The 25,361-nt window shown below is 61.1% G+C and carries 22 protein-coding genes; 13 read left to right on the plus strand and 9 right to left on the minus strand.

What is annotated here, in order from left to right; all coding sequences use genetic code 11:
- Positions 1-8: 8 nt before the first annotated feature.
- The 3 genes from bshC to pheS all read right to left on the minus strand — a co-directional run bounded on the left by bshC (position 9) and on the right by pheS (position 4,262).
- On the minus strand, positions 9-1,604 hold the full coding sequence (bshC, locus tag KQ661_RS04400) for a bacillithiol biosynthesis cysteine-adding enzyme BshC (protein ID WP_216679529.1): 1,596 nt from the start codon (positions 1,602-1,604) through the stop codon (positions 9-11).
- 188 nt (positions 1,605-1,792) lie between these two features.
- Positions 1,793-3,106 carry a 30S ribosomal protein S12 methylthiotransferase RimO gene (gene rimO / locus KQ661_RS04405; RefSeq protein WP_216679530.1) on the minus strand — a complete coding sequence of 438 codons (1,314 nt, stop codon included), beginning with the start codon at positions 3,104-3,106 and terminating at the stop codon, positions 1,793-1,795.
- Positions 3,107-3,191: 85 nt separating this feature from the next.
- A complete protein-coding gene (gene pheS / locus KQ661_RS04410) occupies positions 3,192-4,262 on the minus strand; it encodes a phenylalanine--tRNA ligase subunit alpha (RefSeq protein ID WP_394369640.1) in 1,071 nt (356 codons plus the stop codon).
- A 100-nt stretch (positions 4,263-4,362) separates the two neighbouring features.
- Between pheS and KQ661_RS04415 the strand changes: the two genes are divergently transcribed.
- The 4 genes from KQ661_RS04415 to KQ661_RS04430 all read left to right on the plus strand — a co-directional run bounded on the left by KQ661_RS04415 (position 4,363) and on the right by KQ661_RS04430 (position 6,749).
- Entirely contained in the window at positions 4,363-4,998 is a 636-nt protein-coding gene (locus KQ661_RS04415; protein WP_216685767.1) for a hypothetical protein, read from the plus strand.
- 267 nt (positions 4,999-5,265) lie between these two features.
- The gene (locus KQ661_RS04420; RefSeq protein WP_216685768.1) at positions 5,266-5,595 is read left to right on the plus strand and encodes a hypothetical protein; all 330 of its coding nucleotides are present in this window, start codon (positions 5,266-5,268) and stop codon (positions 5,593-5,595) included.
- Positions 5,596-5,770: 175 nt separating this feature from the next.
- A complete protein-coding gene (locus KQ661_RS04425) occupies positions 5,771-6,193 on the plus strand; it encodes a hypothetical protein (protein ID WP_216679534.1) in 423 nt (140 codons plus the stop codon).
- 181 nt (positions 6,194-6,374) lie between these two features.
- Positions 6,375-6,749, plus strand: a complete 375-nt coding sequence (locus KQ661_RS04430) for a hypothetical protein (RefSeq protein WP_216685769.1) — start codon at positions 6,375-6,377, stop codon at positions 6,747-6,749.
- A 159-nt stretch (positions 6,750-6,908) separates the two neighbouring features.
- On the opposite strand, the gene KQ661_RS04435 is transcribed toward KQ661_RS04430, so the two are convergent.
- Positions 6,909-8,162 (minus strand): M16 family metallopeptidase, encoded by a 1,254-nt coding sequence (locus tag KQ661_RS04435; protein WP_216685770.1) that lies wholly within the window; start codon positions 8,160-8,162, stop codon positions 6,909-6,911.
- 332 nt (positions 8,163-8,494) lie between these two features.
- Between KQ661_RS04435 and KQ661_RS04440 the strand changes: the two genes are divergently transcribed.
- Positions 8,495-10,885, plus strand: a complete 2,391-nt coding sequence (locus tag KQ661_RS04440) for a PAS domain-containing hybrid sensor histidine kinase/response regulator (protein ID WP_216685771.1) — start codon at positions 8,495-8,497, stop codon at positions 10,883-10,885.
- On the opposite strand, the gene KQ661_RS04445 is transcribed toward KQ661_RS04440, so the two are convergent.
- Positions 10,882-11,601 carry a LytR/AlgR family response regulator transcription factor gene (locus KQ661_RS04445; RefSeq protein ID WP_216685772.1) on the minus strand — a complete coding sequence of 240 codons (720 nt, stop codon included), beginning with the start codon at positions 11,599-11,601 and terminating at the stop codon, positions 10,882-10,884. The genes KQ661_RS04440 and KQ661_RS04445 overlap by 4 nt on opposite strands.
- Before the next feature lie 491 nt (positions 11,602-12,092).
- Here KQ661_RS04445 and KQ661_RS04450 point away from each other — a divergent pair, with 491 nt between their 5' ends.
- The 4 genes from KQ661_RS04450 (at position 12,093) to ytxJ (ending at position 15,624) form a co-directional block, all read left to right on the plus strand.
- Positions 12,093-14,117: an alpha-ketoacid dehydrogenase subunit alpha/beta gene (locus KQ661_RS04450; protein WP_216685773.1), complete on the plus strand. Its 2,025-nt coding sequence runs from the start codon at positions 12,093-12,095 to the stop codon at positions 14,115-14,117.
- Positions 14,118-14,219: 102 nt separating this feature from the next.
- A complete protein-coding gene (locus KQ661_RS04455; protein WP_216685774.1) occupies positions 14,220-14,810 on the plus strand; it encodes a hypothetical protein in 591 nt (196 codons plus the stop codon).
- Positions 14,731-15,171, plus strand: a complete 441-nt coding sequence (locus KQ661_RS04460) for a hypothetical protein (protein WP_216679541.1) — start codon at positions 14,731-14,733, stop codon at positions 15,169-15,171. The genes KQ661_RS04455 and KQ661_RS04460 overlap by 80 nt, the downstream gene beginning before the upstream one ends.
- A 108-nt stretch (positions 15,172-15,279) precedes the next feature.
- Entirely contained in the window at positions 15,280-15,624 is a 345-nt protein-coding gene (ytxJ, locus tag KQ661_RS04465) for a bacillithiol system redox-active protein YtxJ (RefSeq protein ID WP_216679542.1), read from the plus strand.
- A gap of 77 nt (positions 15,625-15,701) precedes the next feature.
- Here ytxJ and KQ661_RS04470 read toward each other — a convergent pair whose 3' ends face one another.
- Positions 15,702-16,109, minus strand: coding sequence for an OsmC family protein (locus KQ661_RS04470; RefSeq protein ID WP_216679543.1), 408 nt, complete (start codon positions 16,107-16,109; stop codon positions 15,702-15,704).
- 109 nt (positions 16,110-16,218) lie between these two features.
- Between KQ661_RS04470 and KQ661_RS04475 the strand changes: the two genes are divergently transcribed.
- Positions 16,219-17,112, plus strand: a complete 894-nt coding sequence (locus KQ661_RS04475; protein ID WP_216679544.1) for a hypothetical protein — start codon at positions 16,219-16,221, stop codon at positions 17,110-17,112.
- 190 nt (positions 17,113-17,302) lie between these two features.
- A complete protein-coding gene (gene lipA / locus KQ661_RS04480) occupies positions 17,303-18,196 on the plus strand; it encodes a lipoyl synthase (RefSeq protein WP_168672505.1) in 894 nt (297 codons plus the stop codon).
- A gap of 547 nt (positions 18,197-18,743) precedes the next feature.
- Here the strand turns inward: lipA and KQ661_RS04485 are convergent.
- On the minus strand, positions 18,744-19,349 hold the full coding sequence (locus tag KQ661_RS04485; protein WP_216679546.1) for a DUF4136 domain-containing protein: 606 nt from the start codon (positions 19,347-19,349) through the stop codon (positions 18,744-18,746).
- Positions 19,350-19,580: 231 nt separating this feature from the next.
- On the opposite strand from KQ661_RS04485, the gene KQ661_RS04490 reads away from it, so the two are divergent.
- Complete coding sequence (locus KQ661_RS04490; RefSeq protein ID WP_216679547.1) at positions 19,581-19,910, plus strand: hypothetical protein; 330 nt, start codon at positions 19,581-19,583, stop codon at positions 19,908-19,910.
- A 72-nt stretch (positions 19,911-19,982) separates the two neighbouring features.
- On the opposite strand, the gene gcvP is transcribed toward KQ661_RS04490, so the two are convergent.
- Positions 19,983-22,901: an aminomethyl-transferring glycine dehydrogenase gene (gene gcvP / locus KQ661_RS04495; protein ID WP_216685775.1), complete on the minus strand. Its 2,919-nt coding sequence runs from the start codon at positions 22,899-22,901 to the stop codon at positions 19,983-19,985.
- A 281-nt stretch (positions 22,902-23,182) separates the two neighbouring features.
- Here gcvP and KQ661_RS04500 point away from each other — a divergent pair, with 281 nt between their 5' ends.
- The gene (locus KQ661_RS04500; RefSeq protein WP_216685776.1) at positions 23,183-24,406 is read left to right on the plus strand and encodes an NAD(P)-dependent oxidoreductase; all 1,224 of its coding nucleotides are present in this window, start codon (positions 23,183-23,185) and stop codon (positions 24,404-24,406) included.
- Here KQ661_RS04500 and KQ661_RS04505 read toward each other — a convergent pair.
- Positions 24,403-25,095 (minus strand): DUF1206 domain-containing protein, encoded by a 693-nt coding sequence (locus KQ661_RS04505; protein WP_394369612.1) that lies wholly within the window; start codon positions 25,093-25,095, stop codon positions 24,403-24,405. The genes KQ661_RS04500 and KQ661_RS04505 overlap by 4 nt on opposite strands.
- Positions 25,096-25,361 lie beyond the last annotated feature (266 nt).

Consider the following 25,361-nt stretch of genomic DNA (forward strand, 5'->3'; position numbering starts at 1 on the left):
GCGCTGTCTTATTCTTCCTCCAGCACCGTAAACTCCAGCGCCAGCGGCTCAAAGGATTCCACCAACTGCTCAATAAAGCTGGGGTTGTTAATCAGAATGCTGAGTACGTTTTCGCTGCGTTCCTGCAGGCCGCCGCCGGGAAATAGCTTTTCCTTGAGCGCCGCCAGTTGGGTGTAGGCGGTTTCGTTCTTGGTTTCGGCGGCTTTGCTGAGGCGTTTTTCCAGGCCGGCGAGGCTGGCAGCGGCTTTTTGGGCTTCAGCGGCCACGGTTTTTACCAGGGTAGGGTCGAGGCGCTGGGCTACGTCCTGCACCTGCTGGAAGGCGGCAGCCAGGGCCTGCTGCTGCTCCTTCAGGCTGATTTCTTCCTGGCCCAGGGCGGCACCCACCTGCTTCTTGAGGTCCGGCAGAGACCGGAAAATCTCGGGCGTGGTCAGGCCCAGCTTTTTCAGCTTGCCCGCGTTGGCCCGGCTGATGTACTCGGCCGAATTGCGCGGCAGCACCATCGGGAACGGCACGCCAAAGGCCGCAAACACGTCCTTCAGCTGGAACCAGTACGCCACCTCAGCCCCGCCGCCGATGTACACCAGGTTCGGCATCAGGATTTCCTGGTACACCGGCCGCAGTACCACGTTGGGGCTGAACTGCTCGGGGTGCGCCTGGGCCAGAACCAGCAATTCGGCCTGGCTGTGGCACTTGGCCGTGTTGCGGATGGTTACTTCCACGCAGTCGGCCCCGCTGGCGTCGGGCTCCAGGCGCTCGCGCTTGCCCTCGTCGGTGATGAAAAACAGGTTGATGGGCCGCGAGTACACCTGCGGCTTGTAGCCGGCGGCTATCAGCCGCTCGTTGGTGGCCTGCACGGCGGCGTTCGAAACCTGCGCCTCAATTTCTTTGGTCAGCAGCGGCACCAGTGCCTGTTTCAGGGCCGGGCGGTCGGCGTCGAGCGTCACCAGGCCGTATTCGCCAAACAGCGAATCGGCCAGCTTGCGGGTGGCTTCGGCCAGGTTCTTCGACGTGGAATACGCTTCGTGGAAAGCGGTGGGCACTTCGGGCGGCAGCTGGCTCAGCAGCTGCTCACTCAGGCCGTCAAGCGGGAGGCGGCCCACCGGGCCGCCGGTGCCGGCGGCATCCCAGGCATAGGTTTTACCGAACAGCGAGAAGTGGTTGATTTCGGCGAAATCGTGGTCCTCCGTGGCCATCCAGTACACCGGCACGAAATCGTACTGCGGGTATTTCGCCTTCAATTCCCGGCTCAGCTTAATGGCCGACACGATTTTGTAGATAAAGTACAGCGGCCCGGTGAGCAGGTTGAGTTGGTGGCCAGTGGTGACGGTAAACGTCGTTTTCTGCGCGATTAATTGAATGTTGGCTTCAATGGCCGGAACAGGATTCGAGCCATATTGCTCACGCAGCGTCGTTACCAGCAGCTGCCGTGCCTCGGGCGAGTAAGCAGCTTGCTTCTCCTCAATTTGAGCGGCGAAATTCTCGAGTGCCGGAAAGCGGTTATAAAACGGGGCCAGGGCCGGGTTTTGGGCAATATAATCAGTCAGTAGGCCCGAAAAAGCGCCGGTTTCGGCGTAGGGCAGCGTGGTACAACGAGTAGGCATGGGGGTAATACGATCGGGGCCGGGTTCGGGGCGAACCTGTGCCAATGGCAAAAGTCCGCACAAAACCCGGCCCCGCCGGAAAAGTTGCTTTTGGTCGGTCTGAACGGGGTAGATACGCAGCATTTTGCGTCTCGTCGTTTGCGCCGTTCTCATGTCGTCGTCCAACGACGAGACGCAAATATGCGTTTCTACACCAGCTTGCCGTACAAATCGAAGTCCGTTGCGGCGGTAATCTTCACGTTCGCAAAATCGCCGAGGCGCACGAACGTGTCGCGTTCCACCGGCACCAGCACTTCGTTGTCCACCTCGGGCGAGTCGAACTCCGTACGGCCCACAAAGTGGCCGCTCTCCTTGCGGTCGAACAACACCTTGTAGGTCTGGCCCACGCGGGCTTCGTTCAGCTCCATCGAAATCCCCTGCTGCAGCTCCATGATGGCGTCGGCGCGCTCCTGCTTCAGCTCGGCCGGCACGTCATCCACGAGGGTGTGCGAGTGAGTATTCTCCTCGTGCGAGTAGGTGAAAATGCCCAGGCGCTCGAAGCGCGTCTGCTCCACGAAATCATACATCTCCCGGAAGTCCTGCTCCGTCTCGCCGGGATGGCCGGCGATGAGCGTGGTGCGCAGCGCAATGCCCGGCACCCGCTGCCGAATGGTGTCCACTAGCTCGATGGTACGGCGCTTGGTGATGCCCCGGCGCATGCTTTTCAACATAGCATCGGAGCCATGCTGCAAGGGCATATCGAGGTATTTGCAGATGTTTTCGCGCTCGGCCATCACATCCAGCGCATCCAGCGGGAACTGCGAAGGGTAGGCGTATTGCAGGCGAATCCAGTCGATGCCGTTCACGTCCGACAGGTTGCGGAGCAGGTCGGCCAGCTTGCGCTCGCCGTAGGCCTCCAAGCCGTAGTAGGTCAGGTCCTGGGCAATGAGAATCAGCTCCTTGGTACCCATGCTGGCGAGACGCTTAGCTTCCTTCACCAGGTCCTCAATCTTGCGGTCCACGTGCTTGCCACGCATCAGCGGGATGGCACAGAACGAGCAGGGACGGTTGCAGCCCTCCGCAATTTTGAAGTAGGCGTAGTGCTTGGGCGTGGTAATCAGGCGCTCGCCGATGAGCTCGTGCTTGTAGTCGGCGTTGAGCACCTTCAGCATCTGGGGCAGCTCCAGGGTGCCGAAATAGGCGTCGACCTGCGGGATTTCCACCTCCAGCTCGTCCTTGTAGCGCTGCGAGAGGCAGCCCGTCACGTAGAGCTTATCCAGGCGGCCGGCCTCCTTCTCGTCGGCGTAGCGCAGAATGGTGTCGATGCTCTCCTGCTTGGCATTGTCGATAAAGCCGCAGGTGTTGATAATGACGATGTTGGCGTCCGACTTCTCGGCCTCGTGGGTCACGTCGAAGTCGTTGGCCACGAGCTGGCCCATCAAAACCTCGCTGTCCACGATGTTTTTCGAGCAGCCAAGGGTGATGACGTTTACTTTATTGGTGGTCTGATTTCTAACCTTCATGAATCACTGAGTTATCGGAGCCGGCCCGCAAGGGCCGGTTGTTATAGAATGCCCGCAGGCATAGATTGGTTCGGTTGTGCTTGATTTAGAGGGCCTCAAACTGCCGCAGGAAGCGCATGTCATTCTCCGTGAACAGGCGCAAGTCCTTAATCTGATACTTGAGCATGGCAATGCGCTCGATGCCCATGCCCCAGGCGTAGCCGGAGTATTTCTCGGAATCGATTTTGGCGTTTTCGAGCACGGCGGGGTCTACCATGCCGCAGCCGCCGATTTCCACCCAGCCCGAGTACTTGCAGATGTTGCAGCCCGCGCCCTTGCAAATCAAGCACGTAATGTCAATCTCCGCGCTGGGCTCAGTGAAGGGGAAGAAGCTGGGCCGGAACCGGATGTTGATATCGGCCCCGAACAGCTCCTGCACGAAGTAGTACACCGTTTGCTTGAGGTCGGCGAAGCTCACGCCCTCGTCAATGAAAATACCCTCCACCTGATGAAACATCATGTGGGCGCGGGCCGAAATAGCCTCGTTGCGGAACACCCGGCCCGGCATCACCCGCCGAATGGGCAGTGGCTCGGTTTCCATCACGCGCACCTGCACGGTGCTGGTGTGGGTTCTTAGGAGGTGGGGCAGGTCGGGCGCGCCGGTGGGCACGTCGCCGGGCGTGGCCGTGCGCGAAGCCGGGGCCACGAAGAACGTGTCCTGCATATCGCGCGCCGGGTGATTCTCGGGGAAGTTGAGGGCCGTGAAGTTGTGCCAGTCGTCCTCGATTTCCGGCCCTTCAGCCACCGCGAAACCAATGCGGCCGAAGATGCGCAACATCTCCTCGCGCACCAGCGAGAGCGGGTGGCGGGTGCCCAGGGCATTGGGCACGGGGGGTAGGGTGTAGTCGAAATCCGGGTTGGCGGGGGCGTTGTCGGCAGTGGCTTCGGCGGCCTGTTGGGCCTCGTCGAAGCGGGCCTGGGCCTGCTGCTTCAGGGTGTTTAGCTGCTGGCCCACAGCGCGTTTGTCCTCGGCTGGCACGGTCTTCAGCTGGTCGAACAAGTCGGCCAGCCGGCCCTTGCGGCCGAGGTAGCTGATGCGAAAAGCATCTAGTTTGGCGGAATTATTCAGTTCGGCCGTCGTAATTTCGGCCGTCAGCGCGGCAATGGATTCCTGCATCATAGCCCGCAAAGTTACGGCAAGGGTCCGGCCCTGGCCGAACGTTTCGCAAACACATTCAGTTACGCCATTTATAAATCATCTACAAAAATCTCCTGCCATGAAGCGCGCTCTATTCTTTTTACTTATCAGCGGAGGATTAGCTACTTCCGCCGCCGCCCAAAGCGGAGGCTGGGATGCTCCGAGTGGCTGGGATACCCCCAAAAAGGCTCCGGCTAAGAAAACCACCAAAAGTAGCTCGTCGGCTGCCGGCCAAAAGGCTGCCCAGAACGGTGGCGCGGCCGCAGTAGCACCCGAAATGCCGGCCGCTGCGCCGGCCCCCGAGGCTGCGGCCCCGGCCGATAAAGGTGGCTTTAGTGGTGGCGGCGGTGGTGTATCCGGTGGTGGCGTGGCCAGTAGCCAGGGCATTTCGGTAGCGCCCGGCGCGCCCGTAATCATGCGCGGTGGCCGTAGCGTGATGGCCGATGACGCCGCCGCCATGCGCGAGCGCCGTCTCAACCGCAAGCCGCGCCACGAGAAGCCCTGGCCCCCGCGCCCGGCCACGGCCCTCATGCTGGCCGAGCCCGCTCCCGCCGCTGCTGCACCAGTAGCCGCCCAGGCCAGCACCGGTGCCGGCAATGCCGCCAACGGAGCCGAAATGGCTCCCATGGCCGCCGCGCCCAAAGCCGGTACGCCCGCCAAAGCTCCTGCCAAGGCAGCCCCCAAAAAGAAAGCGCCCGAGCCAATGGGCTGGTAATCGTAGTGCGGGGTAAGCTGAAAGGCTGTTTACCCGTTGAAATCTTCAAAACAGCAGAAAGCCCGGCCGGGTCCTGAAAAGGGCCGGCCGGGCTTTCTGCTGTTTTTCATACTATCTCTGATGAGTATGGTGCGGCGGCGGGCTGATGGCGCTGGGTAGGCCGTGGGCGTGGACCCCGCCTCCGGGTTTCGCGTATGCCTGGAACCGGGTCGCTCTGCGGCGCGGATTTTTTGAATCTCCTGTCCCTCATTACCCAAACTCTCGCTTATGATTCGCTCCATCCTAACGCTGACCCTGGCGCTGGCCCTGGCTACGGAAGCCTCCGCCCAAACGGCCCCTGCTACCAAAACTGCCGCCCGCAAAACCACGCGTACCAAAGCTACCATGCGCCAACCGGCCCGCACTGCCCGGCCGGCTACCACTACCTCAACCGGTACCATGGCCGATTTGCCGACGAGCACCAAAGGCCAGACGCAAAGTATTTATGCGGCTCCAGGCCAGCCCATTATAGTGCCGGAGGGCAAAGTTGGGCCGTATGATGGTAAGGCAGCCGGCCGCCACACCACCAAAGGCGGCACAACGCTGTCGCCGCGCTGAGGTCTTATTCCAGACTTTGTCGATGAAACGGCCCGATTAGTATGCGTTTGCGCACCAACCGGGCCGTTTTGTGTGGGCCGGGCAGGAAAAACAGAAAGTTGGCACGCTTTTCGAAATGTACCCCAACAGCTAACCGAACCAACTGTTATTCCCCCCACTGCTTTTTCCTTCAGCCATGTTCCGCTCCATTCTTACCCTTGCCTTGTCGGTGTTCATATTGGCTGAAGCCAGTGCCCAGACCACGCCCGTCGCCGCCAAAAAGAAGACCACCAAATCGGTAAAAGCCACGGCCCGCGCCGCCAAAAAAGCCCGCCGCATAGCCCTCAAAACTACCCCCACCACGGCCGTGATGAACGACGGATGGCCTCCCCTCGAAACTACGCAAACTGCCGTGGCCAGCACCACCTCCGCCACCGACGGCGGCTGGGGCGCTGTTACCCCAGGCGCGAGCACCTCGCGGGGCGAAATCGACAACGCCAACGTGTATGCGGCCCCCGGTATGCCGGTGCACATGCGCACCAGCAATGGCATGGTGCCCTACAGCGTGCGTCCGCCTCGCAAGTCGGCCACCAGCAGCCAGACCACGCTCGGCAACTAATTCGGCCTGGTGGCGGCTTGGTTGGGTAAATCCCGACCGGGCCGCCTTGCGTATTGCCATTCGGCTTCCGTCGTTCGACTTCACCCGCTGTGGGCCGTGGTGCGTATGACGGGAGCCGGTTCGCTTTCGGCCCGCCGGGGCAGTCACTTTCCCATCACTTCACTTTTTTAATAATCCATCGATGCTACGCTACTTTTTCGTCACGCTGCTGCTGGTTACGTTTGCCGTAACCGGGGCCAACGCGCAAACCGGAACCCGTACCGCCCGCAAAAAAATCGCGCCCTACTCCACGCGGGGTGCTCGCCGGGCCTCCAACATCAACCCCCACACCGGCAAGCCCTACGGGGCCGGCGTGTCGCAGGATATCAAGGATGGCACGGCCTACCTTGCGCCCGGCGTGCCCATGCGCAAGCAGGTGGGCTACCAGAACAACGGCGGCTACAACGACAACCGCACCCCGCGCCCCCGCTACGTGAAGCCCGCCAACAGCAGCCTCAGCCGCGACAGCAACGTGCCGGCAGCCCCCGGCAAAACCAAGGCAAAAATCAAGCGCTAGTAAGACATTTCTTGGTCGTCTAGAGCCACAAAACGGTCATGCAGAGCGCAGCGAAGCATCTTGCCCGCAGTAAGTAATCAATGATGATTGGATTACTTACTGCGGGCAAGATGCTTCGCTGCGCTCTGCATGACTGGTTTTAACAACACGTTCTAAACCCTACGCTGGTTCCGCCACGGCGGTGGCTTCGTAGTAGAGCGTGTTGCAGTTTTCGGGTCGGAGCACCAGCTGGGCCATGGCGCGCACGTCGGCCACGGTCACGGCCTGAATGCGGCGGCTTTCGTCGTTCACCAGGTTGGCATCGCCTTGCAGCTTGCTGTAGGCCAGGTTCATGGCGCGGTTCAGGAGGTCAATTTCACCGAATACCAGGCTGCTTTCGGCCTGGTTTTTTACTTTTTCGAGCTCGTAGGCGTCCACATCCCCGGTCAGGAATTCGGCTACCACGGCTTCTACGGCGGCATCGGCCGTTTTCAGGTCCACGCCCTCGTTCAGCTTGCCGCTGATGACGAGCAGGCCGGGGTCGAGCGAGCCGGTGAGCGACGATGAGATGTTGTTGAACAGGGCCTGCTCCTTCACCAGCCGCTGGTGCAGCCGCGCCGATTTGCCGTGGCCCAGCATGTCGCTGAGCAAGTCCACGGCGTGGTAGCGGGCATCGCCCCGGGCGGGCATGTGGTAGGTCTTATACAGGGCGCTGAGCGGTACTTCGGCCTGGGCAGTGAGGTGCCGGGCCTCGGCCTGGGCGGGCTCCTGGGGCAGCTGGCGCTGGTAGGCCGGCCCGCCGGCAATGGGCCCGAACCACTTCTCGGCCAGCTGGCGCACGGTGGCGGCACTCACGGCCCCGGCCACCACCAGCACGGCATTCTGCGGAGCGTAGTGCTTCTTAAAAAAGCCGCGCACGTCGTCCATCACGGCGTTTTCGATGTGCGCAATCTCCTTGCCGATGGTGTTCCACTGGTAGGGGTGGGTGTGGTAGGCGAGGGGCTTGAGCTGGAGCCACACGTCGCCGTAGGGCTGGTTGAGGTAGCTCTGCTTGAACTCCTCCACCACCACTTTGCGCTGCACTTCGAGGCCGTTTTCGGAGAAGGCCAGGTTCAGCATCCGGTCGCTTTCGAGCCAGAAGCCGGTTTCGAGGTTGGCGGCGGGCAGCGAGAGGTAGTAGTTGGTGACGTCGGCCGAGGTGAAGGCGTTGTTTTCGCCGCCCACGCGCTGCAGCGGCTCGTCGTAGCTGGGAATGTTGACGGAGCCCGAAAACATCAGGTGCTCAAACAGGTGCGCGAAACCGGTGTGCTCGGCATCCTCATCGCGCGAGCCCACGTCATACATCACGTTGAGCACGGCCATGGGCGTGCTGAAATCTTCGTGCACGATGCAGCGCAGGCCGTTATCGAGGGTGAATTCGGTGAAATGAATCATAGGAAAAGTAATGGAAAGGGTTAAAGGTACGAGCCACGCCCAAGGCTCTTAACCCCGGGAAAGCCCGGCGGGTTTGCGGCGGCTCCAAAAACCTGCCGGGCTTTGGAAACCGGCCCGCCAATGCTGCTGCCTTTGCTGGCGGTGCCCGGGCATTTGGAGGGGCGCGCAGCCACATACGCGAAATCGATGACCAAGGCGTTATCAGGAACCGCGCCCGGTAGTTCAACCAGAAAAAAACGCCGTTGGTCTGGCCAAATCGACCGTTGGCGTACTTGCCAGTCGCTAAATACGGCTTCTTCCTGACCTTTATTAGCTACCCTTTCCTTTGTTTTATGCCCGAAATGCTGCCTGCTGCCACTGCTATTGAAGCCCCTGCTACGCTTGCCGGGGCAGCGGCTCGTATCGCGGCCCTCGAAGAAGCACTGGCACTGGCCCGCCAGGAAGCTGCGGCAGCCGCGCAGCAGCGGGATTTCTACGAAACTATTCTGCATAGCCTGCCCTCTGAAATAGGAGTTGTAGATACTGAATTCCGCTTTCAATACCTCAACCCTGCCGCCATGGCCGACGCCGCCGCCCGCCAGGCCGCCCAGGGCAAAACCCTGGCCGAGTTAGCCCCGCAGCCCAACTGCCCACCCGAACTCACCCCCCGGCACCGCGCCCTGTTCGACCGCGCCTGCGCTGGCCAGGTAGTGGAGTGGACCGAAGTGGTGGCCAAGCCCACCGGCCCGCGCCAGTTCCTGCGCCGCCTGCAACCGGTGTTTGGGCCGGACGGGGCGTTGGTGTGGTTTATCGGCTACGGCTTCGATGTAACTGACCAGGAACAAGCCCGGCAGGCCCTGGCCGACGAGCAGGCTTTCACGCGGCAGGTGCTGGACACTACGCCCAGCATGATTTTCGTGCGCGACCGGGCCGGTAATTTCTTGTTTCAGAACCGCGCCATTCAGGAGCTCCACGCGGCCGCCCGGCTGGAGGGCGATGCCGATAGCCGCCGCCAGACCCGGGATGCTGAGCTCGCCCGCTTCGCCGCAATTGATGCCCAGGTGATGGATGGCAACCAGGAAATAGTGGTGGAAGACTGCTTCACCCTGCCCGATGGCAGCGTGCGCTGGTACCACTCGATGAAGCGCCCGCTGCACCGCCCCGACGGCACCGTGCACGTACTGGGCGTGAGCACCGATATCACCGAGCTAAAGGCGGCCCAGCTGGCCGCCGAAGCCGCCGCCACGGCCCGCCAGAACTTTCTGGCCAACATGAGCCACGAAATCCGTACGCCCCTCAACGGCGTGCTGGGCATGGCGGCCCACCTGGCCAAAACGCCGCTCGACCCGCGCCAGCAGCAGCTCATCGACATTATGCAGCGCTCCGGGCAGCACCTGCTGAGCGTGGTGAACGATGTGCTCGATATGGCCAAAATCAGCTCCGGGAAGCTGGAAATGGAGCAGGTGGCGTTCAACCTCTGCGAGTCGGTGAGCGCCGCGCTTCAGCCGCTGGCGTTGCAGGCCACCGAAAAAGGGCTGGTTTTTGAGGGCAAGTCGCTGCGCGCGAGCTGTCCCCAGCCCTGGGTGATTGGCGACGCGCACCGTCTCAACCAAATCATCATCAACCTGGTAAGCAACGCACTCAAGTTTACCGAGCGCGGCACCATCAACGTATCGAGTGAGCTGGTGGCGGAAACTGCCGACAGCCTCACGGCCCGGTTCAGCGTGGCCGATACCGGTATTGGCATCGCCCCGGCTCAGCAGGAGCGCATCTTCGAGAGCTTCACCCAGGCATATGCCGATACCAGCCGCCAGTTTGGCGGTACCGGCTTGGGCCTGAGCATTGCCCGGGCGCTGGTGGCGCAGCTGGGCGGCACCCTCATCATGACCAGCGCCGTGGGCCAGGGCACCACGTTTGTGTTCAGCGTGATGCTGCCCAAAGCCTTGGTACCGATGCTGGACGAAGGCTTCACCGCCGCTTACGACACCCGCCAGCTGGCCGGGGTGCGCGTGCTGATGGTGGAAGACAACGAAATAAACCGGGCCGTGGCCCAGATGACGCTGGCTCCCTGGGGCGTGGTGCTGGAAGAGGCCGCGGACGGCCCCGCCGGCCTGGCCTGCCTCGAAGCCAATACCTACGACCTCGTGCTGATGGATATCCAGATGCCCGGCATGAGCGGCGTGGACGTGACCCGGCACCTGCGCCAGCTGCCTGATGCGCGCCGGGCCAATACGCCGGTTATCGCCCTCACCGCCAATGCGTTTCAGTCTGATGTCGAGCATTACCTCGCCGCCGGCATGAACGACTACCTGGCCAAGCCCTTCGATGAGGAGGTGTTGTACCACAAAATGGTGGCCTTGCTCGAAGTGCCGGCAGCGCCGCTCTACGACCTGTCGCGCCTGCGCCGCCAGTCGCAGGGCCGCCCGGCGTTTGTGGAGCAGATACTGCGCTCCTTTCTGGCCAATATGCCGGTGAGCCTGGCGCAGCTGCACGCGGCCGCCGCCACCCGGCACTGGGCGCAGGCCGCCGAAATAGCGCACCACATCAAGCCCAATTTGCTGGCCTTGGGCGTTACGGGCGTGACTGCTCCGCTGGATATTCTCAACCAGGCGCATCCCAAGGCGCAGTGCCCGGTGCCCGCGCCGGAACTGCTGGCGGAAGCCGTGGCGCAGCTGGCCACCGTGGTAGGCCGGGTACTGGCCGCCTTGCCGGCCGAGCTGGCTACCCTGGACGCGGCCCGCTAGAGCGGGGCCAGCCGCCGCATCAGTTCCGCTTTGTGGAGCTTGCCCACGGGGATGGTATAGGGCCCCAGCACCAATTGGTGGTCGTCTACCGCGTCGATGCGGTGGGTGTTGGCGATGTAGGAGCGGTGCACCCGCACGAAGTGGCTGAACGGCAGCCGCTCCTCCAGGCTCTTGAGCGTGACGTGCACAATGTGCTTGTGCGTGGCCGTGACCAGCACCGAGTACGTGGACAGGGCCTCGATATAGAATACTTCGTCGAAATTGATGCGAATCAGCCGGCCGTTGACTTTGGCAAAAATGTTGGCATTATCGGCAATGGGCGCAGGGGCGGTAGCGGCCCGCGGCCAGAAGTCGCGCACCTGCTGCACGGCCTGCAAAAAGCGAACGTAGTCCACGGGCTTCAGCAGGTAATCGGCCACGGGCAGCTCGAAGGCCTCGGCGGCAAAGTTCTGGTGCGAGGTAACCAGCACAATGGCCGGCAGCGGCTGGGGCAGTATCCGAATCAGCTCCAGGCCGTTGAGGTGGGGCATTTCAATGTCCAGCAGCAGCAGGTCAACCGGTGGGTGCGTTTGCAGGAAGTGCAGGGCGGCCAGGCCGTCCGGCAGCGTGGCGGCCAGCTCCAGGCCGGGGGTGAGGGCCACAAAATGCTCCAGGGCCAGGCGGCTCATCTCGTTGTCGTCTACGATGACGCAGGTAAGCGGGATTAAGTCGACCATAGATAGACGGCAAGCAGCGGATAACTGCCCGGAAGAGTGGGGTGCGCCGACAGCGGCAGGTAATTACCACGGTAAGCTGCTGGGGATTATGATGAAAAATTAGCAGATAAACACGATTGCAGCGTTGGGGGAAAAGAAGGAATGGATGTCAGGCCTCAAGGTGCTGATTTTCCCTTGAGATTCCTACGTTTTTTGCCCTCCCATGCATTTTCGCTTACTCGTGCTCATACCCCGGAAGCTGCCCGGATGCGGGTTTTGCGGGCGATAATGATGCTGCCTGGCAGCTCATTAGCCGGTCGGGATGGGTTTGGCGGAGCCCCGCTACTTCACCAGTAAACAATTGCCAGCACAATAAAGGTGCCTCGACAAGCTGAGCCTTACCGCCAGGGTGCGGACGAAAAGCAAAGCGCCAACCGATAGCCTGCGCAAAAGGTAGCCCGGCGCGGCCCCTGCTTTCCTACCTTTGCCCACCCTAACCCACCCACTTCGTCATGACTTTTGACCGCCACGACCTCTCCAACGAAACCCTTCTGCACCTCTACCAGCACTTGCTGCGTCCCCGGCTGATTGAGGAAAAAATGCTGATTCTGCTGCGTCAGGGCAAGGTGAGTAAGTGGTTTTCGGGCATCGGGCAGGAGGCCATTTCGGTGGGCAGCACCCTGGCCCTGGAGGCCGACGAGTACATTCTGCCGCTGCACCGCAACCTGGGCGTGTTCACGGGCCGCGAGGTGCCGCTGGGCCGCCTGTTTGCGCAGTGGCAGGGCAAGCGCCTGGGCTTCACGAAGGGCCGCGACCGCAGCTTCCACTTCGGTACCAACGAGTACCACATCGTGGGCATGATTTCGCATCTCGGCCCGCAGCTGGCCGTGGCCGGTGGCATTGCCCTGGCCGATTTGCTGGATAAAAAGCCGAAGGTGACGCTTACTTACTCCGGCGACGGCGGGGCCAGCGAAGGTGACTTCCACGAGGCCCTGAACGTGGCCGCCGTGTGGCAGCTGCCCGTTATTTTCATGATTGAGAACAACGGCTACGGCCTGAGCACGCCCAGCAACGAGCAGTTCCGCTTCAAGTCCTTCGTAGACAAAGGTCCCGCCTACGGCATGGAGGCCGTGCAGGTAGACGGCAACAACGTGCTCGAAGTGTACACCACCGTGAAGCGCTTGGCCGAAGACCTCCGCCAGAATCCGCGCCCCGTGCTGGTGGAAGCATTGACTTTTAGAATGCGCGGACACGAGGAAGCCAGCGGCACCAAGTATGTGCCCCAGAGCCTGATGGAGGAATGGGCCGCCAAAGACCCGGTGGAAAACTTCGAGAAATGGCTGCTGGCCGAAGGTATCCTCACCGAAACCGCCAAGCACGGCATCCGCGAGAAAATTAAGGCCGCCATCGAGGCCGGCCTCCAGGAAGCCGACGCTGAGCCGATGCCCACGCCCGACATCGCCGAAGAAATGGCGGATATGTACGCGCCAGTTGGGGAGTTAGGAGTGAAGAGTGAAGAGTTAAGAATTGGTGGAAATTCTACAGTTCCTGACGCTTCACTCTCAAATCCTAACCCCAGAGAAATTCGCTTCATCGATGCCATTTCCGAGGGTATGAAGCAAAGTATGACGCGCTATCCCGAGCTCGTGCTCATGGGGCAGGACATTGCCGACTATGGCGGCGTGTTCAAAATCACGGAAGGCTTTGTGGCTGAATTCGGCAAGGCGCGGGTGCGGAATACGCCGCTGTGCGAGTCGGCCATTGTGGGCATCGGGCTGGGCCTGAGCATCAAGAAGAAGAAAAGCATGGTCGAGATGCAGTTTGCTGATTTCGTGACCTGCGGCTTCAACCAGATTGTGAATAACCTGGCCAAGAGCCACTACCGCTGGGGCCAGAACGCCGATGTAGTGGTGCGCATGCCCACCGGCGCGGGCAGCGCAGCCGGCCCCTTCCACTCGCAGAGTAACGAGGCGTGGTTCACGCACGTGCCCGGCCTGAAGGTGGTGTACCCCAGCAACCCGCACGACGCCAAGGGCCTGCTCTGCGCCGCCTTTGAAGACCCCAATCCGGTGCTGTATTTCGAGCACAAGATGCTGTATCGCAGCCTGTCGGGCCCCGTGCCGGAGGCCTACTACACCACGCCCATCGGCCAGGCCGCGCTGGCGGCCGAAGGCACCGAGATGAGCATCATCACCTACGGTATGGGCGTGCGCTGGGCCCTGCAAACCTGCCAGGATTTGGGCGTGTCGGCCGACATTCTCGACCTGCGCACCCTGCTGCCCTGGGACCAGGAGGCGGTGCGCAAAACGGTGGAGAAGAACGGCCGCATCCTCATCCTGCACGAAGACACGATGACGGGCGGCATCGGCGGTGAAATCGCGGCCTGGATTGGCGAGAATTGCTTCGAGCACCTCGATGCGCCCGTGCGCCGGGTGGCCTCGCTGGATACCGCCATTCCGTTTGCGCCGCCGCTGGAGGCCGCGTTTCTGCCCCAGCAGCGCCTGCGCGAGCAGGTGCTGGCCCTGCGCAACTACTAGCCGCCGGGTTGGCGCGATTTTCGCGCGTGGCCCGCGTATCTTTCTGTCTCTGATTTAATTGGTTCTACCCGCTGCGTGGTGAAATACTGTTTACCCTCCGTCGTGTTTCGGTCCTTGCTGGGCGTGCTGCTGCTGGCCGCGCTGGGCAGCTGCACGCTCTACCACAAAGTGTTTCACCCGTACCGGCTGCCCACGCCCAAGCCGTCGCCGGAATACATTGCCCAGCAGAAACAAAAAAAGGAGGACGAAAAGCTGAAGAACGACTTGGCCAAATCGGTCGTCTCGGCCCGGAAAAAATCGGGCGATGCGACCCCGGAAGCTGCTACTGATGTCTCGACGCCCAGCAACGCCGGGGCCATCGCCAGCGCCAGCACCGCCGATAGCAAAGGCAGCGTGTACCCGGAGCGCTCCACGGTGCGGTACGACAAGCACGGGCTCATGAAAAAGCCTAAGCTGAACCGCCGCAAGCGCCACAAAGTGAGCAAGGGCTTCCATCCCATCGAGTCTATCCGCAACTTCTTCAAATACGGCCTCCATGCAAAACCCAACTACAGCCCCGACCACCGGCCGGCGCCCAAGCAGCCCAGCGCTACGCCCGAACAGGAATTGCCCGATGAAGCCATGCCCACTCCCGCACCAGCAGCGCCCACTACGGAGCCCGCGCCAAGCTCCGCACCTGGCGGCAAGCCTTAGCCGGCTGCTGGGCCTGCTGGCCGTAGCCGTCTTTCTACTGAGTACCGCCCCCGCCCAGGCCCAGATTGAGCCCACTAAACCCGGCAAAATAAAAGCCGCCAACCGCCGCGCCCTGCGCGAAGACCGCACCACCGAATCGCCCTATAAGGACAGCCACCTCGACGTGACCCGCGTGCAGCTCAAACGCGGCCAAAGCACCCAGGCCGTGCCCGAAACCCGCAAAGACTTCGACTACAAAACCGGCACCGCGCCCAACGTGCAGCCTTCTGGTTTCTTGGGCCTGCGCCGCAAAAAGAATAATCTGCAACGTCCGTTCGCCCAGTCCGGCAACAAAAAGGACGCGGCCCACGAAAAAGAATGAGCCGCGCGGTGGGAATCTACCGGCCGTAAGTTGTTGTTGTGTACCAGCGCGCCGGTCCAGTTTCTTTTATTCGGCCCGCAGGCCTCCTCATCATCACTAATTATTGCAATGTCCACTCCCTGGCTTCCCCTCACCCAATCCGACGAAATTACCCAGCTGGCGCAGGCCTCGCACGAGCAGCCGGTGCTCATTTTCAAGCACAGCACTACCTGCTCCATCAGCGCGGCGGCCAAGGGCAAGATTGAGCGTCAGTGGGCCGATAGCGGCCTCACCCTGCCCATCTACTACCTCGATTTGCTGCGCTTCCGGCCTCTCTCGGCCCAGATAGCCGAGCAGTTTGGCGTCACCCATCAGTCGCCGCAGCTCCTGCTCATTCAGGCCGGCGAGTGCACCTACGACGCCTCGCACATGGGCATCCGCCTTGCCGATGTGAAGCAGGCCGTGCAAGGCTAGCAACCCGTAGTAAAAAGTGAACGGCTGCCCGGTTTCATGCGTTGAAACAGGCAGCCGTTCATTTCTTTTATTCTTTTTTATTTGTACTCGAACACGATGTTTTGCCGCACGTCCGGGTGCAGGCTCAGGCCCACCGGGCAGGTGTGGGCGGCGCGTTCCAGGATGGTCCGCTCGTTGGGGGCCAGGGCGGCGGGCAGCGTAAACGTCACGTCGATTTGGGCAATGCGGCGTGGGGCTTCCGCGCTCATGTGCTTCTGCACGGCGAAGGTGCTGTCCACCAGGTTCCACTGGTGGCGCTCGGCCACAATGCCCATCACCGTCATCATGCACGAGCCCAGGGCCGTGCTCACGAGGTCGGTGGGGGAGAAGGCTTCGCCCCGGCCGTGGTTATCGAGAGGGGCATCGGTTTGAATAATATTGCTGGAGGCCACGTGCGTGGCTTCGGTGCGGAGGTGGCCCGCGTAGCGGGCAGTGGCGGTGCTCATCAAATCAGGAAGTTACCTTTACGAAGTTGTTTGTTATTTTGCTAAATTACGTATTACGTGGTGCGCCGTGTCTGCGGCGTCGGTTCGGGTCCCCTTTCGGTTGAAGATTATGCGTTTTTTTTCTACACATACTTACCGCTGGGGCCTGTTGGCTGCCGGCTTGCTCATGGCCGCTGGCGCGCAGGCCCAGGACCGCCCCACACCCGCGCCGGCCGCTGCACCGGCTCCCGCGTCGGCGGTGCCCGCTTCCCGCTCCGCATCAGCCCCGCTGCGGGCCGATATGATTTCCGACGTGCCCTCCGATGAGCAGTCGTATCAGAAGGAATTTGTTTTTGGGGTGAATTTTAATACCCAGGGCGGCCTGCTGGGCGGCGCGTCGGTGCGCTCCTCGCGGGTGATGGATGACCGCCTGCTCCGCTTCTGGAGCGTGGAGGGCGTGATGCTGAAAAACGCCAAGGAAGAGCGCATCAATTCGCTCATTGGTGGTACCTACATCAACCGCAAAACCAACTACGCCTTTGTGTTGCGGCCCTCTGTGGGCATCCAGCGCATTCTGTTCCGCAAGGCTGCCGATGCCGGCGTGCAGGTGAATGGCCTGCTCAGCGTGGGCCCGTCCTTCGGCCTGCTGATGCCTTACTACATCAGTTACGACCGCACGGCCACGCGCACAAACGTCATCAATCTCTCGACCGATGAGATTGTGAACGAGCAGTACGACCCCTACAAGCACACCATCACGGGCGCTATTCTTGACCACGGCCCCCTATTCAGCGGCATCGGCCAGACGCAGGTGGTGCCCGGTTTCCATCTGCGTGGCGGCCTCAGCTTTGAGTATGGCCGCTACCGCGATGCCGTGACGGGCCTGGAAGTAGGCTTCCTGGTCGAGGGCTTCACCAAGCGCCTGCTCATCCTCAGCCCCAGCACCCTCTCCGATACCGACGCGCTGAACCGCAAGTTCTTCTCCTCGGTGTACCTCACGCTGTATTTCGGGCACCGCTCGTAATGCTGCGCTCAATGAGGAATTGAGAACCGAAGGAAGGCGGAGCCAATGAAGAATTAGGAATGGGTAATTTGGACTGGTACGTTGCCGGATAGGCGAGGCGCATCAATTGCGCCGTAAATTTGTTTGTGCTTAGTATTGAATGGGCCGAGGGTAATTCCTCTTTCTTCATTCCTCATTCCTCATTGAAAAAATGATTGATTTGCCCGTTATCCAGCCCGAAACGGCTGCTCCTGCCCGCCCCCGCAAGCCCGACTGGCTGCGCGTGAAGCTGCCCGTGGGCGAAGAATACGCCGCCGTGCGCCGCCTCGTCGACGAGCATAAGCTGCACACCATCTGCGAGAGCGGCAACTGCCCCAACATGGGCGAGTGCTGGGGGGCCGGCACCGCCACGTTCATGATTCTGGGCAACATCTGTACCCGTTCGTGCTCGTTTTGCGCCGTGGCCACCGGCCGCCCCACCGAGTACGACCTCGACGAGCCCCGCCGCGTAGCCGAAGCCATTTCGCTGATGAAGGTGAAGCACGCCGTGCTCACCAGCGTGAACCGCGACGAGCTGAAGGACCGCGGTGCCAGCGTGTGGCGCGAAACCGTGGTGCTCACCAAGCAGCTCTCGCCCACCACCACCATCGAAACCCTGATTCCGGACGTGAAAGCCAACTGGGACGCGCTCGACGTAATGATTTCGGGGGGCCAGGAAGTGATTTCGCACAACGTCGAAACCGTGGGCAGCCTCTACCGCCTCGTGCGCCCCCAGGCCCGCTACGACCGCAGCCTGGAGCAAATCCGCCGCACCAAGGCCGCCGGCCACCGCACCAAATCCGGCATCATGCTGGGCCTGGGTGAGAAGCCCGACGAGCTGTACCAAGCCATGGACGACCTCGTGGCCAATGGCCTCGACATTCTCACCCTCGGCCAGTACCTGCAGCCCACGAAGCGCCACCTCGAAGTAGCCGAGTTCATCACCCCCGACCAATTTGCTCACTACAAGGAAGAAGGCCTGCGCCGTGGCCTGAAATACGTGGAGAGCGGCCCGCTGGTGCGCAGCTCCTACCACGCCGAGCGCCATGTTAACGTGCCGATTTAAACTTATTTCTCCCCTCACCATGGAAGCAACGTTGAAATAGAGAGCGCATCAGTTGCTGGAGCAACTGCCCGCCAGTGCCACTTTTGAGGACTTAATGCACGAGCTGTACGAGTTGCGCTCTATCGAGCGGGGCTTGGCCGATGCTGAAGCTGGACGACTGACTTCGCATGATGAAGCGCGGCGCATTGTTCTTCAGGGTATTAAGAAATAGTGAGCGTTATTCACTGGACTGATGAGGCCCTCGACCAAGCCTTGAAAATCCGGGAATATCTGTCAGTTACTTCTGCCGAGTATGCAGTTCAGGTAGTAGACACCTGATTCTCTCGCATCGACCAGCTGGTTGCTTTCCCGTTTAGCGGCCCGTTGTATGCCAAGGCAGGCCTTCCACAAATCAGATAATTATTGGTGAGGCCTTATAGAGTAATTTATGAGGTTACTGACCGCCAGATAAGAATTTTGGCCGTATTTAATCAGCGTCAGCAAGGATAGACAACAAAAAGCCCGCTCAAATTGAGCGGGCTTTCTGTTGTCGAATAGCAAGCGGCTGTTAGCGGCGGGCGTTGTTGTCCTGCGGCGGGTAGGTGCTCAGAATGCCGTTTACGATGCGGTGGGTTTCCACTTCGTCAATGGTGTTCTGGTTCACCTGGGCCTGGCCGGTGCCGCGCCACGCCAGCTCCTTGCGCTTAGCATCGATGATGTCAATGACCACGGTACCTGCCTTGTACTGCGTCACGGACGAGTAACCACGGTAGCCCCCGAAGCCGCCATAGCCGTAGCCGTAGGGGTAGCCCAAGCCACCGTAGCCGGGCGAAACCTGCTGCTTTTCCTCCACGCGGGCACTGTAGGCCACGTAGATGTCGGGCGCGGTGGTTACTTCGGTGAGGCCCTTCTGGGTCATTTCCGATGCTACCGAGGCACGCATGCGCTTATCGAGGAACGATTCGTAGCCCTTGGCCGGGCCGCCCTCGGCATCCTTGGGCTGCTGCGGGTACCAGGACCAGGTTTTGAAAGCCCGGAAATTTACGGCGTGGTCAAAATCATTAGTTACACCTACGCGGGAGGCCGTGGTGCAACCGCTGGGACCCAGTAACAATACTAAGCTGGCGGCAACCATGGCCACCGGATGGACCAGGAAACGGGTGATGCGGTTCATAAAAAGGAAGAATGAATACGGATGGATTTGAGCCCCTAAAAAGTGGTCAATCAGGATGAATGGGCAGTTTTTGGCAGCTATGATAATAACGAAAAAGAGGGGTGCAGTGTTCCATTTTCAGGGGGCTGGGCCGGATATTAAGCGAGTGTAAATAAGAAGACAAAATATTGACATCACGCGAATTTGTCCTACCTTACCTCCAAAATCCTCATCCTTGCTTTTTCCTTGTTGATGAAAAGAACTGCCCTACTCTTTTTGGTTGTTTCCAGTCTGCTTGCTGCCTGCACCTCCACCCGCGACGAAATGGGCAAGGCGGCGGTCGACCGTACCCCCATAGTGCATAACACTATTGTGGACTGCCCGGTATACGATGGCATGAAAAAGACGTCCACTGTGCTGGCCCAGACCACCAGTGGCAATGAAGTACAGGTGACGGATACCATCAATGCCTATTTCGTGCGCGTCCGGCTCGAAAAGGATGGCCAGACCAAAGTGGGCTACATGGACCGCCGCTGCTTCGGCGAGCGAGGCAACGAGCGGGGTAATCGTAAGATGAAGTAAATGAGTTAAAAGTTAGGAGTTAAAAAGCCCGTCTGAATCGTCAGACGGGCTTTTTAACTCCTAACTTTTAACTCAATAGGACGGGCCTTTGTCGGCCTGCACCAGCTCTTCCTGCTGGTCGGCGTATTCCTCCATCGGCGTGCAGCTGCAAATCAGGTTGCGGTCGCCGTAGGCCGAGTCGATGCGGGCTACGCTGGGCCAGAACTTGTTGGCGCGGACGTACTCCATGGGGTACACGGCTTGCTCGCGCGAGTAGGGGCGCGTCCACTCGTGCACCAGCACGGCGGCGGCGGTGTGCGGGGCGTGCTTCAGCACGTTGTCCTTGGCATCAGCCTTGCCCGATTCTACCTCGGTAATTTCCTTGCGGATGGAAATCATGGCGTCGCAGAAGCGGTCGAGCTCGGCTTTGCTTTCGCTTTCGGTGGGCTCAATCATGAGCGTGCCGGCCACGGGGAACGATACGGTAGGCGCGTGGAAGTTGTAGTCCATCAGGCGCTTGGCAATATCTTCGACTTCGATGCCGGCCTTTTTGAAGTGGCGGCAGTCGAGAATCATCTCGTGGGCGCAGCGGCCGTGGCTGCCGGTGTACAGCACCGGGTAGTGCTCCTCGAGGCGGGCCTTGATATAGTTGGCGTTCAGAATGGCAATTTCCGTGGCGCGCTGTAGGCCGTCGCCGCCCATCATCGAAATGTAGGCGTAGCTGATGGGCAGGATGCTGGCCGAACCCCACGGCGCAGCCGAAACCGAGCCATTGGTGCGGCCTTCTACCGGTACCACGGCGTGGCCGGGCAGGTAGGGGGCCAGGTCGGCCACTACGCCGATGGGGCCCACGCCGGGACCACCGCCACCGTGGGGGATGCAGAAGGTTTTGTGCAGGTTGAGGTGGCACACATCGGCCCCGATGGTGGCAGGGGAGGTGAGGCCCACCTGGGCGTTCATGTTGGCGCCGTCCATGTACACGCGGCCGCCGTGCTCGTGAATCAGGTTGCAGATGTCGATGATGGTTTCCTCGTACACACCGTGCGTACTGGGGTAGGTCACCATCAGGCAGCTCAGGTTAGCGGCGTGCTTGTCGGCCTGGGCCTTCAGGTCGGCCACGTCGATGTTGCCGTCCTCGGTGCTCTTCACCACTACTACCTGCATGCCGGCCATGACGGCGGAGGCGGGGTTGGTGCCGTGAGCGGAAGAGGGGATGAGGGCCACGTTGCGGTGATGGTCGCCGTTGGCTTCGTGGTAGCCGCGAATGGCCAGCAGGCCGGCGTACTCGCCCTGCGCGCCCGAGTTGGGCTGCAGGCTCACGGCATCAAAGCCGGTTACCTCGCAGAGCCAGGCCTGCAGGTCGGAGAAAATCTGCTCGTAGCCTTTGGCCTGCTCACGCGGGGCGAAGGGGTGCAGGCCGCCGATTTCGGGCCAGGTCACGGGAATCATCTCGGCGGTGGCGTTCAGCTTCATGGTGCACGAGCCGAGCGCAATCATGGAGTGCGCCAGGCTCAGGTCCTTGTTTTCGAGCTGCTTCATGTAGCGCAGTATCTCGTGCTCGGCGTGGTGGGTATTGAACACCGGATGCGTGAGGTACTCGCTGGTGCGCACCAGGTTGGATGGGACGTGCAGCTCGGCGGCTTCAATTTCTCCGGCCAACTGGTCGGCTTCCTTGCCCAATACCTTGGCGAACACGTCCAGAATATTGGCCACGTCGTGCAGCTCGGTGTTCTGGTTCAGCGAGATGCCTACGCGCACATCCTCAAAATAGCGGAAGTTGATGCCGGCGGCTTCGGCTTCCTTTTGCAGGGCCTGCTGCATTTCGGCGCTTTCGAGGCGCAGGTTCAGGGTATCGAAATAAGACGTGTTGGTTTGCTCGACGCCCAGTTTCTTCAGGCCGGCTTCCAGGGTCTGGGCCAGCAGGTGGGTATTGGTGGCAAACTGCTTGAGGCGCTGCGGGCCGTGGTACACGGTGAACATGCCGGCCAGCACGCTCAGCAGCACCTGGGCGGTGCAGATGTTAGAGGTAGCTTTTTCGCGGCGGATGTGCTGCTCGCGGGTTTGCAGGGCCATGCGATAGGCTTTGTTACCGGCTGCGTCGATGCTCTGGCCGATGAGGCGGCCCGGAATGACGCGCTTGAACTGCTCGCGGCAGGAGAAAAAGCCGGCGTGCGGCCCGCCGTAGCCCATCGGTACGCCGAAACGCTGGGAGTTGCCCACGCACACATCGGCCCCCAGCTCGCCGGGCGAGGTGAGGAGCGTGAGGGCCAGCAAATCGGCGGCCATCACCACGAAAACGTTGTTCTTCTGCGCCTGGGCGATGAAGTCTTTGTAGTCAAAAACTTCACCGTCGGCGGCGGGGTACTGCACCATGGCACCGAAGAAGCCTTCGTTGCTCAGGTCAATCTGGCGGTGGTCGCCTACTACCAGCTCGATGCCAACCGGCGTGGCGCGGGTGCGCAGCAGGTCGATGGTCTGGGGCAGCACCTGCTCCGATACGAAGTACTGGTTGGCACCCTTTTTCTTGGTCTGGCTATGCAGCATGTGCATGGCCTCGGCGGCGGCGGTGCCTTCATCCAGCAGGCTGGCGTTGGCGATTTCGAGGCCGGTGAGGTCGATGACGACCGTTTGGTAGTTGATGAGGGCTTCGAGGCGGCCCTGGGCAATTTCGGCCTGGTAAGGCGTGTAGGCGGTGTACCAGCCCGGGTTTTCCAGAATGTTGCGCTGGATAACTGGGGGCATGGTGGTGTCGTTGTAGCCGAGGCCGATGTACGACTTAAACACCTGGTTCTGGCCGGCAATCTGCTTGAACTTCGCCAAAAAAGCCCGTTCGCTGAGGGCGGCGGGCAGGTCGAGCGGTTTCTTCAGGCGGATGGCGGGCGGCACGGTTTCGGCGATAAGCTGCTCGATGCTGTCCACGCCGATGGTGCGGAGCATGGCGGCCTGGGCATCGGCCCCGGGCGCATTGTGGCGGGCTTCAAAAACGTCGACTGGCGAGAATTTCAACGACATAATGAGGGGAATAGATTGGTGGATAGCCGGTTAGGCGGGTGGGATTACAGAGTTTGATTCCGTAACAAAGGTACGCCCGAAACGTCCCGGCGAACTGTGGGTAAATCTGTAATTTTGGCTGTCTTATAGCAATGAAGACCGTCATGCAGAGCGCAGCGAAGCATCTTTACCGCTCAATGCAATTTAATTAACAGGTTTACTTCCTGCGGTAAAGATGCTTCGCTGCGCTCTGCATGACAGCCTACATCTCTTGCCTCACCCAATTCCCACCACTCCCACCCATGTCCCTCACCATCGGCCTCATCCGCGAAGGCAAAACCCCGCCCGATAAGCGCGTGCCCCTCACCCCCAAGAAATGCGGGGAAGCGCTGTCGGCCTTTCCCGGCCTGCGCATCGTGGTGCAGAGCAGCGCCATCCGTAGCTACACCGACCAGGAATACCGCGACCTCGACCTGGAAGTGCGCGACGATATTTCGGACTGCGATGTGCTGATGGGCGTGAAGGAGGTGCCCAACGACCAGCTTATTCCGAATAAAACATACCTCTTTTTCTCGCACACCGTGAAGAAGCAGCCGGCCAACCGCAAGCTGCTGCAGGCCGTGCTCGAAAAGAATATTACCCTGATTGACTACGAGCGGCTGACCAACGCCCAGGGTGAGCGCATTGTGGCCTTTGGGCGCTACGCCGGCATCGTGGGGGCCTATAATGGCCTGCTCACCTACGGCCGAAAGCACAGCCTCTATAACCTGAAGCCTGCCCACCAATGCGTGGACATGGACGACATGCAGGAGGAATTTTTTAAGGTGAAGAAGCTGCCCCCCATTAAGATGGCCGTGACCGGCTCGGGCCGCGTGGCGCAGGGCGCGCTGGAAGTGCTCGACCGCATGGGCATCCGGCGGGTGAGCGTGTACGATTATCTGTACCTCAATTTCAACGAGCCGGTGTACACGCAGCTGCGCAGCTCCGACTACAACCGCCGCCGCGACGGCCGCGTGTGGGACACCTCCGATTTCCACCAGCACCCCGAGGAGTACGAGTCTACGTTCGGCAACTTCCTGCCCGTGACCGACCTGCTCATTGCCTGCGCCTACTGGCACCCGGCCGCCCCGCTGCTCTTCAGCGAAGCCGATACCCGGCGGCCCGATTTCCGCATCAATACCATTGCCGACGTGACCTGCGACGTGAACGGCTCGGTGCCCACCACCAAGCGTAGCAGCATCATCGCCGACCCGGCCTTCGACTACAACCCCGTCACCGGCGAGCTGGAACCGGCCTACTCCCGCCTGGAAAATATCACCGAGATGGCCGTGGACAACCTGCCCTGCGAGCTGCCCCGCAACGCCAGCCGCGACTTCGGCCGCCAGCTCATCGACATGGTGCTGCCCCACCTGCTGGGCAACGATGCCGAGGGCGTGATTGCCCGCGCCACCATCGCCAAAGGCGGCCAGCTGACGGAGCCGTACCAATACCTGCGCGACTACATGGCCGAGCCCGTGCGGGCCTAGCCGCTACACGCTCCGCAGCATGGGATAGCGGGCCTGTACCAGCGAATTGAGGCCGTAGGCAATGAGGCCGGCGCAGTGGCCAGAAAGTCGAAGGCCTCATCGGTGCTGCCCACTGCGCCGGCCCGCGACTGCTGCCCCGCCTGCACAAAGAAATAGCCGATGATGCCCACCACAATGCCCCGGGCCGTGACGCCCACCTGCGCGGCCCGGAATACGAGGCGGTGCTCGGCGGCCGAAAGTTGGCGGGCACTTACATCCGACTGCAGCTGCCCCGAAAAGGCGCGGTACCCCTGGTACAAGCCGATGAAGATGGTGACCACACCCCCCACAATCAGGAGCCAGTCGCCCCCAGGCCAGCTCAGCACCTCGGTGGCCAGTGTTTTCGTGGCATCGGTGCCTGCGTCGGCGTGGCCCTGAAGGGCGAGCCTGGCGGCGTAGATAGCCAGGCCGCTATAGAAAAGCCCGCTGCACACATACCAGAACCGAAAGCTCAGCCCTTTCAGGCTGGTGCCTTTGCCCTCGGTATCGAGCAGCGCCTGCGCGAAGCGCCACAGAATGTAGCCGAGCAGGCCCAGCGCAATCAGGCCCAGCAGCACGCTGCCGCCGGGCACCTGCTGCAGGTGCTGCAGGTGCTGCAGGTGCTGCATGGCTTCCTGCTTGTCGGCACGGGCCCCGCGCCGCATCCCCATAGCAGCCAGGAGCCCAGCACGCCCATGAGCACATACACCACGCCAATGGCGGCAAAGCCGAGCTTCGCCAGCGCTTTAATGCCGGACGAAGGCAGGGGAGGAATAGTGGTAAGCAGCTTATCGGTGGCAGACATAACAACGGCAGAAGGCAAAATACTGCATTTCCTTACGCAGCAATCCGGCGCAAAGGTTGAGGCAGTGCCATGCGGATAGATGCAAAAAAGCCCCTTCTGCTGCCAGAAGGGGCTTTTTTTATTAATGAAACA

It is taken from the genome of Hymenobacter siberiensis, from assembly GCF_018967845.1.
GTDB lineage: Bacteria > Bacteroidota > Bacteroidia > Cytophagales > Hymenobacteraceae > Hymenobacter > Hymenobacter siberiensis.

Excerpts from the sequence above, each read along its gene's own strand:
- bshC (WP_216679529.1), bottom strand. The coding sequence starts at position 1,604 with ATGCCTACTCGTTGTACCACGCTGCCCTACGCCGAAACCGGCGCTTTT.
- rimO (WP_216679530.1), bottom strand. The coding sequence starts at position 3,106 with ATGAAGGTTAGAAATCAGACCACCAATAAAGTAAACGTCATCACCCTT.
- pheS (WP_394369640.1), bottom strand. The coding sequence starts at position 4,262 with ATGCAGGAATCCATTGCCGCGCTGACGGCCGAAATTACGACGGCCGAA.
- KQ661_RS04415 (WP_216685767.1), top strand. The coding sequence starts at position 4,363 with ATGAAGCGCGCTCTATTCTTTTTACTTATCAGCGGAGGATTAGCTACT.
- KQ661_RS04420 (WP_216685768.1), top strand. The coding sequence starts at position 5,266 with ATGATTCGCTCCATCCTAACGCTGACCCTGGCGCTGGCCCTGGCTACG.
- KQ661_RS04425 (WP_216679534.1), top strand. The coding sequence starts at position 5,771 with ATGTTCCGCTCCATTCTTACCCTTGCCTTGTCGGTGTTCATATTGGCT.
- KQ661_RS04430 (WP_216685769.1), top strand. The coding sequence starts at position 6,375 with ATGCTACGCTACTTTTTCGTCACGCTGCTGCTGGTTACGTTTGCCGTA.
- KQ661_RS04435 (WP_216685770.1), bottom strand. The coding sequence starts at position 8,162 with ATGATTCATTTCACCGAATTCACCCTCGATAACGGCCTGCGCTGCATC.
- KQ661_RS04440 (WP_216685771.1), top strand. The coding sequence starts at position 8,495 with ATGCCCGAAATGCTGCCTGCTGCCACTGCTATTGAAGCCCCTGCTACG.
- KQ661_RS04445 (WP_216685772.1), bottom strand. The coding sequence starts at position 11,601 with ATGGTCGACTTAATCCCGCTTACCTGCGTCATCGTAGACGACAACGAG.
- KQ661_RS04450 (WP_216685773.1), top strand. The coding sequence starts at position 12,093 with ATGACTTTTGACCGCCACGACCTCTCCAACGAAACCCTTCTGCACCTC.
- KQ661_RS04460 (WP_216679541.1), top strand. The coding sequence starts at position 14,731 with ATGAAGCCATGCCCACTCCCGCACCAGCAGCGCCCACTACGGAGCCCG.
- ytxJ (WP_216679542.1), top strand. The coding sequence starts at position 15,280 with ATGTCCACTCCCTGGCTTCCCCTCACCCAATCCGACGAAATTACCCAG.
- KQ661_RS04470 (WP_216679543.1), bottom strand. The coding sequence starts at position 16,109 with ATGAGCACCGCCACTGCCCGCTACGCGGGCCACCTCCGCACCGAAGCC.
- KQ661_RS04475 (WP_216679544.1), top strand. The coding sequence starts at position 16,219 with ATGCGTTTTTTTTCTACACATACTTACCGCTGGGGCCTGTTGGCTGCC.
- lipA (WP_168672505.1), top strand. The coding sequence starts at position 17,303 with ATGATTGATTTGCCCGTTATCCAGCCCGAAACGGCTGCTCCTGCCCGC.
- KQ661_RS04485 (WP_216679546.1), bottom strand. The coding sequence starts at position 19,349 with ATGAACCGCATCACCCGTTTCCTGGTCCATCCGGTGGCCATGGTTGCC.
- KQ661_RS04490 (WP_216679547.1), top strand. The coding sequence starts at position 19,581 with ATGAAAAGAACTGCCCTACTCTTTTTGGTTGTTTCCAGTCTGCTTGCT.
- gcvP (WP_216685775.1), bottom strand. The coding sequence starts at position 22,901 with ATGTCGTTGAAATTCTCGCCAGTCGACGTTTTTGAAGCCCGCCACAAT.
- KQ661_RS04500 (WP_216685776.1), top strand. The coding sequence starts at position 23,183 with ATGTCCCTCACCATCGGCCTCATCCGCGAAGGCAAAACCCCGCCCGAT.
- KQ661_RS04505 (WP_394369612.1), bottom strand. The coding sequence starts at position 25,095 with ATGGGGATGCGGCGCGGGGCCCGTGCCGACAAGCAGGAAGCCATGCAG.